This is a genomic window from Pseudomonas sp. FP453 (genome assembly GCF_030687495.1).
GTDB lineage: Bacteria > Pseudomonadota > Gammaproteobacteria > Pseudomonadales > Pseudomonadaceae > Aquipseudomonas.
Genome location: NZ_CP117435.1, coordinates 77,627 through 95,262, shown reverse-complemented (window position 1 = coordinate 95,262; position 17,636 = coordinate 77,627). Strand labels below are relative to the sequence as shown.

Annotated in this window: 14 protein-coding genes and 2 pseudogenes; 4 read left to right on the top strand and 12 right to left on the bottom strand. The window is 61.2% G+C overall.

Annotation, left to right across the window (positions count from 1 at the left end; all coding sequences use genetic code 11):
- Positions 1–86: 86 nt before the first annotated feature.
- The 5 genes and pseudogenes from PSH87_RS00465 to PSH87_RS00445 form a co-directional block, all read right to left on the bottom strand.
- Positions 87–1,316, bottom strand: a complete 1,230-nt coding sequence (locus PSH87_RS00465) for a nucleoside recognition domain-containing protein (RefSeq protein WP_017734677.1) — start codon at positions 1,314–1,316, stop codon at positions 87–89.
- Positions 1,317–1,413: 97 nt separating this feature from the next.
- Positions 1,414–2,746 (bottom strand): annotated as a pseudogene (gene gltP / locus PSH87_RS00460) (glutamate/aspartate:proton symporter GltP).
- Between the two features lie 563 nt (positions 2,747–3,309).
- Positions 3,310–3,777, bottom strand: coding sequence for an inhibitor of vertebrate lysozyme family protein (locus PSH87_RS00455; RefSeq protein ID WP_017734679.1), 468 nt, complete (start codon positions 3,775–3,777; stop codon positions 3,310–3,312).
- Between the two features lie 2 nt (positions 3,778–3,779).
- Entirely contained in the window at positions 3,780–3,944 is a 165-nt protein-coding gene (locus tag PSH87_RS00450; RefSeq protein WP_003170804.1) for a DUF1328 domain-containing protein, read from the bottom strand.
- An 80-nt stretch (positions 3,945–4,024) separates the two neighbouring features.
- Complete coding sequence (locus PSH87_RS00445; RefSeq protein WP_305432051.1) at positions 4,025–4,309, bottom strand: hypothetical protein; 285 nt, start codon at positions 4,307–4,309, stop codon at positions 4,025–4,027.
- Between the two features lie 377 nt (positions 4,310–4,686).
- Between PSH87_RS00445 and algB the strand changes: the two genes are divergently transcribed.
- Both algB and PSH87_RS00435 read left to right on the top strand, forming a co-directional pair.
- A complete protein-coding gene (gene algB, locus PSH87_RS00440; protein WP_305432050.1) occupies positions 4,687–6,033 on the top strand; it encodes a sigma-54-dependent response regulator transcription factor AlgB in 1,347 nt (448 codons plus the stop codon).
- A 10-nt stretch (positions 6,034–6,043) separates the two neighbouring features.
- Positions 6,044–7,833 (top strand): annotated as a pseudogene (locus PSH87_RS00435) (KinB sensor domain-containing domain).
- On the opposite strand, the gene PSH87_RS00430 reads toward PSH87_RS00435, so the two are convergent.
- From PSH87_RS00430 to PSH87_RS00405, 6 genes are all read right to left on the bottom strand, one after another.
- Complete coding sequence (locus PSH87_RS00430) at positions 7,830–8,606, bottom strand: N-acetylmuramoyl-L-alanine amidase (protein ID WP_305432048.1); 777 nt, start codon at positions 8,604–8,606, stop codon at positions 7,830–7,832. The pseudogene PSH87_RS00435 and the gene PSH87_RS00430 sit on opposite strands and share 4 nt — an antisense overlap.
- Positions 8,607–8,694: 88 nt before the next feature.
- Positions 8,695–10,728 (bottom strand): GGDEF domain-containing protein, encoded by a 2,034-nt coding sequence (locus tag PSH87_RS00425; protein WP_305432046.1) that lies wholly within the window; start codon positions 10,726–10,728, stop codon positions 8,695–8,697.
- A complete protein-coding gene (locus tag PSH87_RS00420; RefSeq protein WP_305432045.1) occupies positions 10,725–11,603 on the bottom strand; it encodes an endonuclease/exonuclease/phosphatase family protein in 879 nt (292 codons plus the stop codon). The genes PSH87_RS00425 and PSH87_RS00420 overlap by 4 nt, the downstream gene beginning before the upstream one ends.
- Before the next feature lie 10 nt (positions 11,604–11,613).
- The gene (dsbA, locus tag PSH87_RS00415) at positions 11,614–12,249 is read right to left on the bottom strand and encodes a thiol:disulfide interchange protein DsbA (RefSeq protein WP_017734686.1); all 636 of its coding nucleotides are present in this window, start codon (positions 12,247–12,249) and stop codon (positions 11,614–11,616) included.
- A gap of 168 nt (positions 12,250–12,417) precedes the next feature.
- Positions 12,418–13,029 carry a cytochrome c4 gene (locus tag PSH87_RS00410; protein ID WP_017734687.1) on the bottom strand — a complete coding sequence of 204 codons (612 nt, stop codon included), beginning with the start codon at positions 13,027–13,029 and terminating at the stop codon, positions 12,418–12,420.
- 34 nt (positions 13,030–13,063) lie between these two features.
- The gene (locus tag PSH87_RS00405; protein ID WP_017734688.1) at positions 13,064–13,366 is read right to left on the bottom strand and encodes a cytochrome c5 family protein; all 303 of its coding nucleotides are present in this window, start codon (positions 13,364–13,366) and stop codon (positions 13,064–13,066) included.
- Positions 13,367–13,558: 192 nt separating this feature from the next.
- Here PSH87_RS00405 and yihA point away from each other — a divergent pair, with 192 nt between their 5' ends.
- Positions 13,559–14,200: a ribosome biogenesis GTP-binding protein YihA/YsxC gene (yihA, locus tag PSH87_RS00400; RefSeq protein ID WP_124527086.1), complete on the top strand. Its 642-nt coding sequence runs from the start codon at positions 13,559–13,561 to the stop codon at positions 14,198–14,200.
- A gap of 271 nt (positions 14,201–14,471) precedes the next feature.
- Here yihA and polA read toward each other — a convergent pair whose 3' ends face one another.
- Positions 14,472–17,249, bottom strand: coding sequence for a DNA polymerase I (gene polA / locus PSH87_RS00395; RefSeq protein ID WP_305432042.1), 2,778 nt, complete (start codon positions 17,247–17,249; stop codon positions 14,472–14,474).
- Between the two features lie 74 nt (positions 17,250–17,323).
- Between polA and PSH87_RS00390 the strand changes: the two genes are divergently transcribed.
- Positions 17,324–17,614, top strand: a complete 291-nt coding sequence (locus tag PSH87_RS00390; RefSeq protein ID WP_017734691.1) for a DUF2782 domain-containing protein — start codon at positions 17,324–17,326, stop codon at positions 17,612–17,614.
- The last annotated feature ends 22 nt before the right edge of the window (positions 17,615–17,636 follow it).

Here is a 17,636-nt window from a genome sequence, read left to right as displayed (position 1 = left end):
TTCGCGGGCAAGCCCGCTCCCACATTTTTGATTTGTGAATACAGTCAAATGTGGGAGCTGGCTTGCCTGCGATAGCGATCCCAGCCTCAGCCAAAGAACCAGTAGCAAACTGCAATCGCCGCAACGACACCCGCCAACTCCGCCAGCAACGCACAGCCCACGGCATGCCTGGCCCGCTGAATCCCCACCGAACCAAAGTACACCGCCAACACATAGAAGGTGGTCTCGGTACTGCCCTGGATCGTCGCCGCCACCAGCGCCGGGAAGCTGTCCACGCCCTGGGTCTGCATGGTTTCGATCAGCATCGCCCGCGCGGCGCTGCCGGAGAACGGCTTGACCATTGCCGTCGGCAAGGCATCGACAAAACGCGTGTCCATGCCCGTCCAGGCCACCAGATGGCGAATGCCTTCCAGGCCGAATTCCAACGCCCCCGAGGCGCGCAACACGCCGACCGCACACAGCATCGCCACCAGATACGGCAGCAGATTCTTGGCCACGTCGAAGCCTTCTTTGGCGCCTTCGACAAACGCCTCGTAGACCTTCACCTTGCGCAACGCGCCGATGATCAGGAACAGCATGATCAAACCAAACAGGGTGAGGTTGCCGAGGATCGACGAGAGGCTGGCCAGCGCGGTGGCGGAGAGGGTCGCCAGCAGCGCCATGAAGCCACCCAGCACCAGCGCGCCCGGGATCAGGTACGCGAGCACCACCGGGTCCCACAGGCGCAGGCGCTGCATGATCGCCACCGACAGCAGGCCCACCAGGGTCGAGGCACTGGTGGCCAGCAGGATCGGCAGGAACACCAGCGTCGGGTCGGCGGCGCCTTGTTGGGCGCGGTACATGAAGATGGTCACCGGCAACAGCGTCAGCGAGGACGCGTTGAGCACCAGGAACAGGATCTGCGCGTTACTGGCGGTGTTGGGGATCGGGTTGAGTTCCTGCAAGGCCTTCATCGCCTTCAAGCCGATAGGCGTGGCAGCGTTGTCCAGGCCCAGGCCGTTGGCGGCGAAGTTGAGGGTGATCAAGCCGATGGCGGGGTGGCCAGCCGGCACCTCCGGCATCAGGCGGCGGAACAGCGGGCCGAGGGCCTTGGCCAGCCAATCGACGATGCCGGCTTTTTCAGCGATGCGCAGAAAACCCAGCCACAAGGTCAGGGTACCGAACAGCAGCACCATGACTTCCACCGACAGTTTGGCCATGGCGAAAATGCTTTCGACCATTGCCGAAAATATCCCGGCGTTACCGCCCACCAGCCACTGCACCAGCGCTGACACCATTGCCACGACAAAGAAGCCAAGCCACAGGCCATTGAGCATCAGTTAAATCCCCCGAATGATGGGGCGAATGATAGCGGGGCTGGCAGAAACGACAAACCCCGGATTTCCCGGGGTTTGTCTCACAGCACTCGCGCTATCAGCTGCGAGTCGCCTGGGCGGCCGGAGCCGCGTCCTTGCTGCGCCAGTGCGGCAGGGAATTCCAGTAGCGCTCGCCCTTGGCGTCGTCGTACATGCCTTCCCAACGTGCGATGACCAACACGGCCAGCGCGTTGCCGATCACGTTCAGGGCGGTACGTGCCATGTCCATGATGCGGTCGACACCGGCGATGAACGCCAGGCCTTCCAGCGGGATACCCACGCTGCCCAGGGTGGCCAACAGCACCACGAAGGACACGCCCGGTACACCGGCGATGCCTTTGGAGGTGACCATCAGGGTCAGCACCAGCATCAGTTGCTGGCCAACCGACAGGTCGATGCCATACAGCTGGGCGATAAAGATCGCCGCGATGCTCTGGTACAGGGTCGAACCGTCGAGGTTGAACGAGTAACCGGTCGGCACCACGAAGCTGCAGATGGCCTTCGGCGCGCCGTAGGCTTCCATCTTCTCGATCACGCGCGGCAGCACGGTCTCGGAGCTGGCGGTGGAGTAGGCCAGTACCAGCTCATCCTTGAAGATGCGCATCAGCTTGATCACCGAGAAGCCGAACAGGCGGGCGATCAGGCCGAGGATCACAAAGGCGAAGAACAGGATGGCGACGTAAACCAGGATCACCAGCTTCGCCAGCGGCAGCAGCGAGGCGAAGCCGAAGTTGGCCACGGTCACCGCGATCAGGGCGAAGACGCCGATCGGGGCGTACTTCATGATCATGTGGGTGACTTTGAACATGCTCTCGGACACGCCCTGGAACATGGTCACCAGCGGCTCGCGCAGGTCAGGCTTGAGGCTCGACAGGCCGAGGCCGAACAGCACCGAGAAGAAGATGATCGGCAGCATTTCACCACGGGCAACGGCGGCGAAGATGTTCGACGGGATCAGATTCAGGATGGTCTGGATGAACGCATGCTCGTGCTGCACTTCCGCAGCCGTGGCCTGGTATTTGGAGATATCGACCGTACCCAGGGTACTCATGTCGATGCCGGCACCCGGATGGAACAGGTTGGCCAGCAACAGGCCGACCACGATCGCGATGGTGGTGACGATCTCGAAGTAAAGGATGGTTTTGACGCCGATACGCCCCGAGCTTCTTCGCGTCACCGACACCGGCAATGCCGACGATCAGCGAGGAAATCACAATCGGGATCACGATCATCTTGATCAGGCGGATAAAGATATCGCCCGCTGGCTGCAACACATTGCTGATCCACCAGGCTTTTTCAGCACTGAAATGGTTAAGCACTGCGCCGATTGCGATCCCCAACACCAAACCGATGAGGATCTGCCAGGCGAGGCTTAGCTTTGCCTTCTTCATGTCATTACCCTTACTTCAAGTGAACTCAAGGCAAATGCGCCAGCCGCAACGCTCGAAAGCGAAAAAGTGTGAGCATCTGCCTCCATGGAAGGTCACCGCAGCGTGGCCGAAATGGCTTACTGGCAGGCGAAAAAAAGGCGCAACTATTCCGATGCAAGGGAGCGACGTCTAATGCCGTAAACGCCTACCCTATGCCGAATCGGCATGGCTTTTTTTCATAATAACTGTCCGAACGGTCAGTTCAAATGCGACAAATCGTCCGCCGAATATGCCGTGAACCTGCCAAAGCCGGCTCGCTCAGAGATTCAGCACGTCTTCGAAGGGTTGGCAGAAATGCCTGGGAATACTGCGCGGCAGTGTCGGAAATGTCCTATGGACCCGACGAAATTTTATCGATAGGTGGTCACGCCGACACACCAAGTAATGGTTGGAATCGGGCAAAAAGGAAATTTGCGGCTATGCGCGGTATGAGAAGCGGGGAATGAGAGTCACGAACCCGCCACAAGTTCAGCAAACCGTGGGTTTGTGAACTTGCGATCACTGACCAGGCCCGTCAAAGGGGCCTAGTACCAATTCGGGTCTTTCTTCAGCTGCTCCATCAGCAGCTTTTGCATGCCTGCATCCGGTTTACCGATAAAACGGTAATCGGCGTGCCGCGTCGGCGACTTGTCCGCCGGCAAGCCGGCCGGGACTTCTACCAACAGCGCGTAGGCATCGTCCTTGTCGAGGCTGAAGGCCACGATCAGGCGCTTGTTCAGGCAGGTGTCTGCAGTTTCGCAGAGCGGCCCGACCAAGTACTTGTCGCCGTCTTCTTCCACGGCATTCATTTGTTCAGCCGTACCCGACAGGTTCATCACCCATTCCGGCAGGCGCTCTTCTTTCTTCACCACGCCTTGCCAGGTCTGGCGGTATTGCGGGTCCGCACTGAGCAACTCGTTGGCGCGTGACTGGCCATCGTTGGCGGCCATCACCAAGCCGCTGCCGCCCAGCAGGGCGGCGGCAACCAGGGCTTTAAGAGACAAAGAGGTCATATTCAGCCTCGGCCACGACGACCAAAGAAGAACGAAGCGATAAACATCACCAGGAAGACCACAAACAGAATCTTGGCGATCCCCGTAGCGGTGCCCGCGATACCACCGAAGCCCAGGACTGCAGCCACAATGGCGATGATCAGAAATGTGATTGCCCAACTCAACATGGTGATTCTCCTTACGCTTTCTAAAGGGGTAACAACGGTGGTGCCGTACGGCCGCTCATGTGAGCGAGCGCTTTTCTTGCCTAGAACACCCAACGCTCTTGGGTCGGCAGCTCGCCCAGGGTGGAATCCTGGTCGGCGACTCTCAATTGCGGGGCGGTTACATCGGCAGCCACGCTGCCAACGGAACGGAAATGGGTCTGGGTCTTCACGGAATGTTCGAAGTGCGGGACTTGTTGCTGACTCTGCTGCCGATGCTGCATCTGCTGGCCGCCAATCAACGTGACCATCAGGGCCAGGCTGGCGAACAGGCCTTGCTGCAAGCGCAGTGGCGATACGTGCAATTGGCTGAGGCTTGGGCGAGTCATGCTGTGGTGCTCCCGCATTCTGATTATTCGTTGAGAGGGATATTGCAGGGTGCATGCCAGCTTTTTTACAAAATAAAACTCAATAAAATCAATATGTTGCGAGATATCGAATAGGGAGGCACACAGCATCCTGCACGATGCCGCCCTGGGAGCCGTGCGAAATGCACGATCACCAGCGGTCGGATCAAGGGATAGAAAACACGCGACAGGTTGCCGAAGTGGCAAGACGACATGAAAACGCCATCAGACGGGGCTTTTCAGGAAACCATGCAGATACCTGCACGACGCTTCCTTTTATCGATCAGAATAAACCATGCAACTTGCCCGATTATTCTGGGACTAATCACCATCACTCATAGTTAAGGAGCGCGGCACAGATGGAATCAGCCAAGGAACTTCAAGGCCGTATTCTTTTAGTGGATGACGAATCCGCGATCCTGCGCACCTTCCGTTATTGCCTGGAAGATGAAGGCTACACCGTGGCCACCGCCAACAGCGCCGCCCAGGCCGATGCACTGATGCAACGCCAGGTGTTCGACCTGTGCTTCCTGGACCTGCGCCTGGGCGAAGACAACGGCCTCGATGTATTGGCGCAAATGCGTATACAGGCGCCGTGGATGCGCGTGGTGATCGTCACCGCGCATTCCGCCGTGGACACCGCCGTGGATGCGATCCAGGCCGGCGCTGCCGATTATCTGGTGAAACCGTGCAGCCCGGACCAATTGCGCCTGGCCACCGCCAAGCAGCTGGAAGTACGCCAACTGTCTGCGCGCCTGGAAGCGCTGGAAGGCGCGGTGCGCCAACCCAAAGACGGCCTCGACTCCCACAGCCCGGCGATGATGGTGGTGCTGGAAACCGCGCGCCAAGTCGCCGGGACCGACGCCAATATCTTGATCCTCGGCGAGTCGGGTACCGGTAAAGGCGAACTGGCCCGGGCCATCCACGGCTGGAGCAAGCGCGCGAAGAAATCCTGCGTGACCATCAACTGCCCGTCGCTGACCGCAGAACTGATGGAAAGCGAATTGTTCGGCCACAGCCGCGGCGCGTTTACCGGCGCCAGCGAAAGCACCCTGGGCCGGGTCAGCCAGGCCGATGGCGGCACGCTGTTTCTTGACGAGATCGGCGACTTTCCCCTCACGTTGCAGCCGAAGTTGTTGCGCTTCATCCAGGACAAGGAATACGAGCGCGTGGGCGACCCGGTCACCCGCCGCGCCGATGTGCGCATCCTTGCCGCCACCAACCTGAACCTGGAAGACATGGTGCGCGACGGCCGCTTCCGGGAAGACTTGCTGTACCGTCTCAACGTCATCACCTTGCACCTGCCGCCGCTGCGTGAGCGCAGCGAAGACATCCTGACCCTGGCCGATCGCTTCCTGGCACGCTTCGTTAAGGAATACGCACGGCCGGCACGCGGCTTCAGTGATGAAGCCCGCGAGGCGCTGCTCAACTATCGCTGGCCGGGCAATATCCGCGAGCTGCGCAACGTGGTGGAACGCGCGAGCATTATCTGCCCGCAGGAAAAGGTGGAAATCAGCCACCTCGGCATGGCCGAACAACCCACTCACAATGCCCCGCGTATCGGCGCGGCGTTGAGCCTGGACGAGCTGGAGAAAGCCCACATCGGCGCCGTGCTGGCCACCGCCGACACCCTGGACCAGGCGGCCCGCACCCTGGGTATCGACGCCTCGACCCTGTACCGCAAACGCAAACAGTACAACCTGTGAGCTGTACCTTATGAAGTTAGCGATGAAGCTGCGGACTCGCTTGTTCCTGAGTATCTCAGCGTTGATCACCGTCGCCCTGCTGGGCCTGATCCTGGGCCTGGTCAGCGTCATGCAAATGGCCAAGACCCAGGAGTCGCTGATTCGCAGCAACTTCATCACCCTGGACCTGGGTCTCAAGCTGCGCCAGAGCCTGGGCGACCAACTGATGATGATGTTGGAGCAGCGCCCCGATCCTGCGGCTCTGCAAGCGTCGAAACAGCACTACTTCGACCTGCTGGACCAGGGCATCGCCCATGAACAGCGCGACGGTCACGGCACCGGCTTCAGCCAGGCCCGGGGCGAGTACCAGAACCTGCTGGACGCGTTTGACCAATCCCAGCAGGCCTCGCCACCGCCAGGCACCAAGGACAAGCTCACCGACACCTTCAACGTGCTGCGCAACGGCCTGATCGCCGAACACAAGCAGGCGCTGGAAAACATCAGCACCAGCGAACACAAATCCCGTGAGCGCGCCTTGCTCATTGCCGGCTTGTTGGGCCTGGTCGGGCTGGCTGTGCTGATCATCGGCTTTGTCACCGCCCATGGCATCGCCCGGCGTTTTGGCGGGCCGATCGAGGCGCTGGCCAAGGCGGCGGACAAGATCGGCCAGGGTGATTTCGAAGTGACGCTGCCGATCTCGTCAGCGGCGGAGATGAACCAACTGACACGTCGTTTCGGCATCATGGCCGAAGCCTTGCGCCAGCATCAGGCGACCAATGTCGATGAATTGCTCGCCGGCCAGCAACGCCTGCAAGCCGTGCTCGACAGCATCGACGATGGCCTGCTGATGATCGACCCGCCAAGGCCGCCTGGAGCACCTCAACCCGGTGGCACAGCGCCAATTGGGCTGGGATGAGGAACGCCTCGGCCAGGGGTTGGGCGAAGCCTTGATGCGCCCCGAACTGGATGAGCAACTGCAACTGGTGCTGCGCGGCGGCAACCTGGAGCGCGCACCGGAAGACCTGGAAGTGGAAGTCGAAGGTGAACTGCGCCTGCTGACCTACAGCCTCACGCCCGTGAGTCATACCGAGGGGCATATCCTCGGCGCAGTGATGGTGCTGCATGACGTCACCGAACAGCGCGCCTTTGAACGGGTGCGCAGCGAGTTCGTGCTGCGTGCCTCCCATGAGCTGCGTACACCGGTGACCGGCATGCACATGGCGTTCGGTCTGTTCCGCGAGCGCGCGAAGTTTCCGGCGGACTCCCGCGAGGCGGACCTGCTGGACACGGTCAATGAAGAAATGCAGCGCCTGATGCAGTTGATCAACGACTTGCTCAACTTCTCGCGCTACCAGAACGGCCTGCAAAAAACTCACCCTGGGGCCGTGTGACGTGAACGATCTGCTTGAGCACGCGCGTGCGCGCTTCACGGAACTGGCCAATGCGCAGAACATCGAACTGCTGGTAGAAGCGCAGGCCGACCTGCCACGCCTGTACGCCGACCAGCCGCAACTGGAGCGTGTGCTCGACAACCTGCTGGCCAACGCCCTGCGCCATACCGCCGAGGGTGGGCAGATTCGCCTGCAGGCGCGGCGGCATGGGGAGCGGGTGATTGTCAGCGTCGAGGACAACGGCGAAGGCATCGCCTATGGCCAGCAAGGGCGCATTTTCGAACCCTTCGTCCAGGTGGGCCGCAAGAAAGGCGGCGCCGGCCTGGGGCTGGCGCTGTGCAAGGAGATCGTGCAACTGCACGGCGGCCGCATGGGTGTGTATTCGCGGCCGGGGCAGGGGACGCAGTTCTATATGGCGCTGCCGCTTTAACGACGGTTCAAGGCCCGCAGGATCGCGGCACTCTCGGCGTCGGGCGTGCCATCAAACAGCGACGGTCGGAAGTGCATCTGGAACGCTGCAATCACATGGCGCGTAGCCACATCCAACTCGCCGGTCTGCGGTGTCTGGTAGCCCAGGCGGGCTAGCTCTTCCTGGAACCAGGTAATGCTCGGCAGGTCAGCGGCGTATTGCACCTGGAACCGCGCCACCGCCTGGGCGTCCGGCCATACTCCCAGGCCGTCCTCGGCCAAGCGCTTCCACGGAAACAACGGGCCCGGGTCCAGCTTGCGCAGCGGCGCAATATCGCTATGGCCAATGATGTTCTTCGGGTCGATGCCATTACGCTTGCTGATGTCCTTGAGCAACACCACCAGCGACTTTACCTGCGCTTCGGAATACGGATACCACACGCGCCCCGTCGGCGTGTCGCGATAGCCTGGGTTGACGATTTCGATGCCGATGGAGCTGGAGTTGAGCCAGGTGCGGCCCATCCACTCGCTTTCCCCGGCGTGCCAGGCGCGCTGGCTCTCATCCACCAATTTGTAGATCTTGCCTGAGGCGTCGTCGCCGATCAGGTAGTGGCTGCTGACCTGGCCGTGGGTCAGCAGCGCCAGGGAGCGCTCAAGGTCAGTGGAGGTGTAATGAACGATCACAAACTGCACGCGGTTGTCGTGGTTCGAAGAAGGATGGCTGGTGTCCAGGCGCGGGCCGCTGGCGCAACCCGCGAGCAGAAGAAACACAAAGGCGATGGATAAGGATTTCATGGCAGAAGGCAGTACGCTGAAGACGATAATGCAACAGTGTAACGTACCGATTGTGACGCGGCGCTCAAATCACACAATGGAACATCTTTTACGCCGCCTGTACGCGGTTGCGTCCCGCCGCCTTGGCCCGATACAACGCCGCATCGGCGCGCTTGAGCGCCAGGTCGCTGCGCTCGCCCGGCATGAACTGCGCTACGCCCATAGACACGGTGACCGTCACCGGCTCGCCTTTGAAGTGGAACGGGCACGCCTCGATGGCTGCACGCAGCACCTCGCCCACCGCCAGCGCATCCGCCAGGGATGAGTTGGGCATCAGCAAGACAAACTCTTCGCCACCAAAACGTGCGATGAAATCGGTCGAACGCAGGCGCTTGCGCAGGACGTTGGCGATGATTTTCAGCACCTTGTCGCCCGCCAGATGGCCGTAACCGTCGTTGATCCACTTGAAGTGGTCCAGGTCGAGCATCGCCAGCGACAGGCTGTTGCCGTGCTGGTGCCAGGCATTGACCTCGTGGTCCAGGCGCTCGCTCCAGGCCGCGCGGTTGGGCAGCCCGGTGAGCGGATCGAGCAGGGCTTTCTGGCGCTGCACTTCCAGGTGTTCGCGATAGCCCTGGGCTTCCTGTTCCATGTTCGCCACCCGTTCGGCCAGGCCTTTCAAGCGCGCCGCAACTTCCTGCTCACGCTGGTCGCGTTGCTGCTGGTGCTGGTCCATGGTGCCGAGCAGGCCTTCCAGATGGCTTTCCAGCACGTGCTTGAGGCTGTCCAGGTCAGCCGCTTCCTGCACACTGCTTTGCAGGCCATCGACTTGCTCACGGATCTGCGTATCCAGCTCGCGGGCGGCGTCACGGCTGTCGGCATGCCCGTCGCTGGCCACTTGCAGATGACCCTGGAACGCTTCAAGGCGCTCGTTGAGCTGCTTGAGATAGGCCTCGAACTCGTGCTGGCCGCTGTCGGTGATCGCCAGCATCAACACCGCCAGATCATCGAGGATCGGCAGCAGTTCATACCAGTTCAAGCCGTGGGCCAGGCGCTCGCGCATCGCCTCGGCCTGTGGCCGGTGGCGCTCGGGCAGCGACAGGTCTTCGAGCAGGCCGAGCAGGGTGTCTTCGATATGCTTGGCCACGGAGCTGTAGGACGGCTCGGGCGAGTCGGGCAGGGCGTAGATGCCCTCTGATTGCAGCTCGTCGGGGTCGGCAGGCGCCAGCACCGGCGGCAACGACAGGCTGCCGATGACGGTCTGCTCCGGTGCTTCGATTGGCGCCTGCGGCGCTTCGACAAAGGTGGCGAGTGCGCTTTCGGCGACAGGCGCTTCGGCCTGCGGCTCGGGCGGCGTGGGCTCGGGCGCAGCGACAGGCGCCGCAGCGTGGACCGGCGCATCAGCTACAACCGCTGGCTTGGCGACCTCGACCACCGGGGCAGGAGGCACAGGTGCGGGTGCAACTTGCGGCAGCGGTGCGAACGCCCGCAGCGCCTCGGACAACTCTTCAGATTGCGCGGGCTCCTGGGGCGCAGGCTCGGGCGCAGGCTTCGCAGCAGTGGGTGGCACAGCAGCAACCGCCGCAGGCTCGCTCACCGGCGCCTCATTGACGACGTCCTTGCCACCAAACAAGCGCTGCAGCAGCCCAGGCCCGGGACGCGCGGTTTCGCCATCCGGCTCCAGGTTATCCAGCGCCTGCCCTTGCAGGCTGCTCAACTCACTGAGCAACAGCGGAATCTCCCGCGCCTGACCCACTCGGCTGTCCAATTGCTTGGCAAAGGTTTTCAGCGGGCGCGCAACGTCACGGGGCAACGGCAGTTTTTGCAGCTGCGCGACCAGTGCCGTCAGCGCGGTGCTGATCTGCTCGACCCGGGTTTCGCGGCGCTGCTCGGAATCCAGCACGGCCTTTTCCAGGCGTGGCAGCAGGGCGGCGAGGGCGGCGTCCATGTCGTCAGTGCGCACTACATCGCGCATTTCCTTCATGCATTGGTCGACCGCGCGGTCGGTGCCTTCCGCCGCCAGCGTGCTGCGCACCAGCCCTCGGCGCAGCAGGTCGAGGCGGGCAGCCCAACGGCGTTCGAGCTTTTCTTGTTGCTCGATGCTTAACAGGTATTTTTCTTTCCAGCGCTGGGCGTCGTCGCTCATGCAAGGGGTCCGCGGGGGCCAGGGCTCAACGCGGGCAATGCATCGGCCGTGAGCGAACCCGGCAGGCGAATCTCTACCGCGACCGGCAGGTGGTCGGAAATGGGCTGCGCCAGTACCTGCACGCTTTCGAGCGTGAGGGTCGGGCTCAGCAGGATATGGTCCAGGCAACGTTGCGGGCGCCAGCTGGGAAACGTGGCTTCGACTTGCGGCGCCAGTAACCCGAGGTCCCGCAGCGGGGAATTGTTCAGCAGGTCGCTGGCATGGGTGTTCATGTCACCCATCAGCACCTGGTGTTTGTAGTTGCCGATCAGCTCGCGGATGTAGGCCAGTTGCATCGTGCGGGTGCGTGCACCCAACGCCAGATGCATCATCACCACCACCAGGGCTTCAGGGCCTTCGCCAAATCGCACGAGGATCGCGCCGCGCCCCTTGGGGCCGGGCAGCGGGTGATCTTCGATCGCCCACGGCTTCAAGCGACTGAGCACGCCATTGCTGTGCTGGCCCAGGCGCCCGAGGTTGCGGTTGAGCTGCTGGTACCAGTAGGGGAAAGCCCCAAGCTGCGCCAGGTGCTCGACCTGATTGACGTAACCGGAGCGGATGCTGCCGCCGTCGGCTTCCTGCAAGGCGACCAGGTCGAAGTCGTTCAGCAGGTTGCCGATTTTCTGCAGGTTACCGGCGCGCCCGTTGTGGGGCAGCAGGTGCTGCCAGCCACGGGTGAGGTAGTGCCGGTACTTCTCGGTACTGATGCCCACCTGGATGTTGAAGCTAAGCAGGCGCAACCGGCTGTCGGCCGGCAGGCCCGTGGATTCCAGGTGGTGCTCGTTGACCTGCGGATCATGCAGGCCAACCACACGTTCAGTCCCCCAGCGGCGCATGGCGGGCCCCTTACTTGGCTGCGCGCTCTTTGGCGATCAACTGGTCGGCGACGTTCAGGACCGCCTCCGGACCACCGGCAGTACCCAGGTCAAAACGGTATTTGCCGTTGACGATCAGGGTCGGTACACCTTGCACGCCATACTTTTGCGCCAGTTCCTTGGCCTGTTTGATCTGGCCCTGGATGGCGAAGGAGTTGAAGGTGGCCAGGAACTTGTCCTTGTCCACGCCTTGGGTGGCGACGAAGTCAGCCATTTCGTCAGGCTTGGTCAGGCGCTTGCCTTGTTTCTGGATCGCGTCGAAGACCGCGTTGTGGACCTTGTGCTCCACACCCATGGCTTCCAGGGTCAGGAACAGTTGGCCGTGGGCATCCCAAGGGCCGCCGAACATGGCCGGGATGCGCTTGAAGTTAACGTCGGACGGAAGTTTTTCGGCCCATGGGTTGATAGTCGGCTCAAAGGCGTAGCAATGCGGGCAGCCGTACCAGAACAGCTCCACCACTTCGATCTTGCCAGGCACCGAAACCGGTACCGGATTGGTCAATTCGACATAGGTTTTACCGGCTTCAAGCGGCACGTCGGCAGCTTGTGCGGTCATGCCGAAGAGGCTGGCAGTGACGAGAGCGGCGCTGAGGATCAGATTACGCATGCTTTACTCCTGGACAAATAAAGTCGCCTCACGCGACCTTTGTTGTGACAGGTCTACGCGGGCATGAGTTCGTTAGTGTAACGGCACCGGCCACAAAAAAGGGCAGCCTGGGCCACCCTTTTTATGCTTGCATCGACGGATTAATCGAGCGTTAACGTTGCGTGCCGCTTAGTGCAGGCCCTGGATGTAGCTGGAGACCGCCGCAATGTCTTCATCACTCAGTTTGCGGGCGATGGTGCGCATGATTGCCGCGTCGCCATCGTTGGCTCGCCCGGCCTCTTCCTTGCGGAAATCGGTCAACTGCTTGGCGATGTAGGTGGCGTGCTGGCCGCTCAAGTGCGGGAAGCCCGCAGCGGCGATACCGGCGCCATTTGGCGAATGGCAGCCGATGCAGGAAGGCAGGCCTTTTTCCAGGTCGCCGCCACGGAACAGCTTCTCGCCACGGGCCACCAGTTTCGGATCAGCAGCTCCCACGCTGCCCTTCTGGCTGGCAAAATACGCCGCGATGTCCGCCAGGTCCTGATCGCTGAGGTTGGTCAGCAAGCCGGTCATTTCCAACACCGTGCGCTTGCCATCCTTGATGTCGTGCATCTGCTTGGTCAGGTAGCGTTCACCCTGGCCGGCCAGTTTGGGGAAGTTCGGCGCCGGGCTGTTGCCATCCGGTCCATGGCAAGCACCACACACGGCGGCTTTCGCCTGGCCCGCTGTAGCGTCGCCTGCAGCATGGGCAACACCGGTGATGCCCAGGGTCAACAGCAGACTCACGATCAGTTTGTTCATCAGCTAATCCAACTACGGCTAAGGGGTTTAAGAGTTATCTACCGGGTTTACTCACCATCAACTGAATGACGGCCTGGTAATCCTCAGTACTGCAGTCCATGCACAAACCACGCGGCGGCATTGCCTTGAAACCCTGGGTCACGTGTTGCACCAGCGTGTCCATGCCCTGCGCCAGTCTTGGCGCCCAGGCTGCCTGGTCACCCCGCTTGGGGGCATTGGGCAACTGGCCAGCATGGCAAGCCACGCAAACTCGGTTGTACACCGCTTCCGGTTCCTGTGTAGCCTGAGCGCCATAAAGCGGAATCAGGACACCCAAAGCGAGCAACCATCGGGTCATACATCGACCTTTTCAGGGTTTGAGAGCGTTTTGCGTTCTAATGCGCAATAAAGGTCTTTCGCTCCCGTGAACCTCATCCTTCGCTGGGACAAAGCACACACAAAATCTGCGGCATTATATACTGGCGCTACTGAAACGGAAACGACACCGCTTGCCGCACCCTTTCTCGGCACCGCCCACATCGGAAATCTCATGCAACTCAAGAACCCCATCCTCGGCCTGTGCCAACAGTCCACGTTCATGCTCAGCGCCGCCAAAGTTGACCAATGCCCTGATGACGAAGGCTTTGAAGTCGCCTTTGCCGGCCGTTCCAACGCCGGCAAGTCCAGCGCGCTGAACACCCTGACCCACGCCAGCCTGGCACGCACCTCGAAAACCCCGGGCCGCACGCAACTGCTCAATTTCTTCAAGCTAGACGAAGATCGGCGTCTGGTCGACCTGCCGGGCTACGGTTACGCGAAAGTACCTATCCCGTTGAAGCTGCACTGGCAGCGTCACCTGGAGGCTTACCTGGGTGGCCGCGAGAGCCTGAAGGGTCTGATCCTGATGATGGACATCCGTCATCCAATGACCGACTTCGACCTGTTGATGCTCGACTGGGCCGTCGCCAGCGGCATGCCGATGCATATCCTGCTGACCAAGGCCGACAAGCTGACCTACGGCGCAGCCAAGAACACCCTGCTCAAAGTGCAGGCGGAAATCCGCAAAGGTTGGGGTGACGCAATCACCATCCAGCTGTTCTCGGCGCCCAAGCGCCTGGGCCTGGAAGAGGCTTACACCGTGCTGGCCGACTGGATGGAATTGGCTGACAAAGGCGCGGAAATCGCCGAGTAACTTTTCTGCGGGCAAAAAAAAACCCCGGACTTCGTATGGGGAGGGGAAGTTCGGGGTTCAAGTTCCGGACCGCTAGGGCGGGGTCCAGATATCTGCCAACACTTAACACAACATAGGAGCATTGAAGGGCTTCACCACCCATTCAGTAACTCTGAGTAGCGCTTCACGGGTTAAGTTCCGGCAGGTGCAGAAAACTATTGGAAATAACTGACGGCGCTATCTGATCTAAAGCACTCTGCCACCACCCTGCGGTAGTGGCAAAGCCCCGGAATCAGTGCGCTTCGTCCCAGTTGTTACCCACACCCACTTCCACCAGCAGCGGCACATCCAGCTGCGCCGCAGCGCTCATGTGCTCGCGAATCTTCTCGCTGACTTCGGCGACCAGGTCCTCACGCACCTCCAGCACCAGTTCATCGTGCACCTGCAGGATCACCTTGGCATCCAGGTCCGAATCGGCCAGCCAGTTGTCCACCCGCACCATGGCTTTCTTGATGATGTCTGCGGCGGTGCCCTGCATCGGCGCATTGATCGCGGTGCGTTCTGCCGCTGCGCGCTCCTGTGGCTTGTTGGAGTTGATATCCGGCAGGTACAGGCGACGACCGAAGAAGGTCTCGACATAACCTTGATCCGCCGCCTGGGCGCGGGTGCGCTCCATGTACTCGCGAACACCCGGGTAGCGGGCGAAGTACACATCGATATACGCCTTGGCCGTCTTCGTATCGACGCCAATATCCTTGCCCAGCTTCTGCGCGCCCATGCCGTAGATCAGGCCGAAGTTGATCGCCTTGGCGCTGCGGCGCTGATCCGTGGTGACCTCATCCAGCTCAACCTTGAACACCTCGGCCGCCGTGGCCGTGTGTACGTCCAGGTTGTCGCGGAAGGCGTTCATCAAGCCTTCGTCCTTGGACAGGTGCGCCATGATCCGCAGTTCGATCTGCGAATAGTCCGCTGCCAGCAGCTTGTAGCCTTTTGGCGCGACAAACGCCTGACGAATCCGACGGCCTTCGGCGGTACGCACTGGAATGTTCTGCAGGTTCGGATCACTGGACGACAAACGCCCGGTCGCCGCCACCGCCTGGTGATAGGACGTGTGGATTCGCCCGGTGCGCGGGTTGATCTGCTCCGGCAGGCGGTCGGTGTAGGTGCTTTTCAGCTTGCTCATGCTGCGGTACTGCATCAGCACCTTGGGCAGCGGATAGTCATCTTCGGCCAGCTTGGCCAGCACTTCCTCAGCGGTAGACGCCTGGCCCTTGCCGGTCTTTTTCAGCACCGGCAGGCCGAGTTTCTCGTAAAGGATCGCGCCGAGCTGCTTGGGCGAACCGAGGTTGAACTCCTCGCCGGCAATCTCGTAGGCCTGGCGCTCCAGCTCGACCATCTTGTCGCCCAGCTCGACGCTCTGCACGCCCAGTAGGGCTGCATCCACCAACGCGCCTTGGCGCTCGATACGTGCCAGCACGGGCACCAACGGCATCTCGATGTCCGTCAACACGCTGGCCAGGCTCGGGATGGCCGTCAGTTGTGCATGCAGTTCCTGATGCAAGCGCAGGGTGATATCGGCATCTTCGGCCGCATACGGGCCCGCCTGCTCCAGCGCGATCTGGTCGAACGTCAGCTGCTTGGCGCCCTTGCCGGCGATATCCTGGAAGCTGACGGTGTCGTAGCCCAGGTACTTCTTGGCCAGGCTGTCCATGTCGTGCCGGGTCGCGGTGGAGTTGAGCACGTAGGATTCGAGCATGGTGTCGAAGGCGATGCCGCGCACGGTAATGCCGTGGGCCGGGTCGCCGCCGATGGCGCAGTTGGCCAGGATATTCATGTCGAACTTGGCGTGCTGGCCCACCTTGAGCTTGGCCGGGTCTTCCAGCAGCGGTTTCAGGGCCAGCAGCACGGTGTCGCGGTCCAACTGCTGCGGCACGCCGATGTAGGAGTGGGTCAGTGGGATGTAGGCCGCTTCATAGGGCTGAATGGCGAAAGAAACCCCAACCAACTGCGCTTGCTGGGCGTCGATGCCGGTGGTTTCGGTATCAAAGGCGAACAGCTTCGCGTCGTTGAGCTTTTTCAGCCAGGCATCGAATGTGGCCTGGTCGAGGATGGTGGTGTAGGCAGCTTCCACTGGCTCTGCGACTTCAACGGTTTCTTCGGCAACCGGTGCGGCCTTGAGCTCGACACGCTTGGCATCGCGTTGAATCTCGTCAATCCAGCTTTTGAACTCCAGAAGCGTGTAGAGCTCCAGCAGTTTTTCACGATCCGGCTCGATCAGGTGCAGGTCATCCAGGCCCACATCCAGCGGCACATCGCATTTGATCGTCGCCAACTGGTAGGACAGGAACGCCATTTCCTTATGTTCTTCCAGCTTGGCCGGCAACGTCTTGGCGCCGCGGATAGGCAAGGTTGGGACAATGTCCAACTGCTCATACAGCTCTTTGATCCCGCCGTTCACCCCCACCAGCAAGCCGGAAGCGGTCTTCGGCCCAATGCCGGGAACGCCCGGGATGTTGTCGGACGAATCGCCCATCAACGCCAGGTAATCGATGATCTGCTCGGGAGCGACGCCGAATTTCTCTTTTACGCCGTCGATATCCATCGAACTACCGGTCATGGTGTTGACCAAGGTAATGTGCCCATCGACCAGCTGTGCCATGTCCTTGTCACCGGTGGAAATCACCACCGGGCGGTTGGCCGCCGCGCTGCTGCGGGCCAGGGTGCCGATCACGTCATCGGCCTCGACGCCTTCGACGCACAGCAACGGGAAGCCCAGGGCGATCACGCTCTGGTGCAGCGGCTCGATTTGCACGCGCATGTCATCAGGCATGCTGGGGCGGTTGGCCTTGTATTCGGCGTACATGTCATCGCGAAAGGTCCCACCCTTGGCGTCGAACACCACCGCGAACGGGCTGCCCGGATACTGCTTGCGCAGGCTTTTGAGCATGTTCAACACGCCCTTGACCGCACCGGTCGGCAGGCCTTTGGAGGTGGTCAGCGGTGGCAACGCGTGGAAGGCGCGGTACAGATAAGAAGAACCGTCCACCAGGACGAGGGGGGCTTGGCTCATGAGCAGGATCAACCTTTTCGGCGGGTCAGGCGCTAGAATAGCCGGACCAATGACGACAAAGGGACAAGGTTATCATGCGTACAGCGAATCGCTTGTTGTTGACCGGCTTGATTGCACTCCTGCCACTGGCCGCCACGGCAGCCGACAGCGCCCCCGGTGGTGACCCTGAGGTCACGATCCGCACCGAAGGCGACAAGACCATCCAGGAATACCGCCAAAATGGCTTCCTGTACGCGATCAAGGTCACGCCCAAGGGCGCACCCCCGTATTTCCTAGTGCGCGCGGACGGCACTGATGCGAACTTCATCCGTTCTGACCAGCCGGATATGCTGATCCCGTCATGGAAGATTTTCGAATGGAAATGATTTCTTAACTTAAATTGGCGCC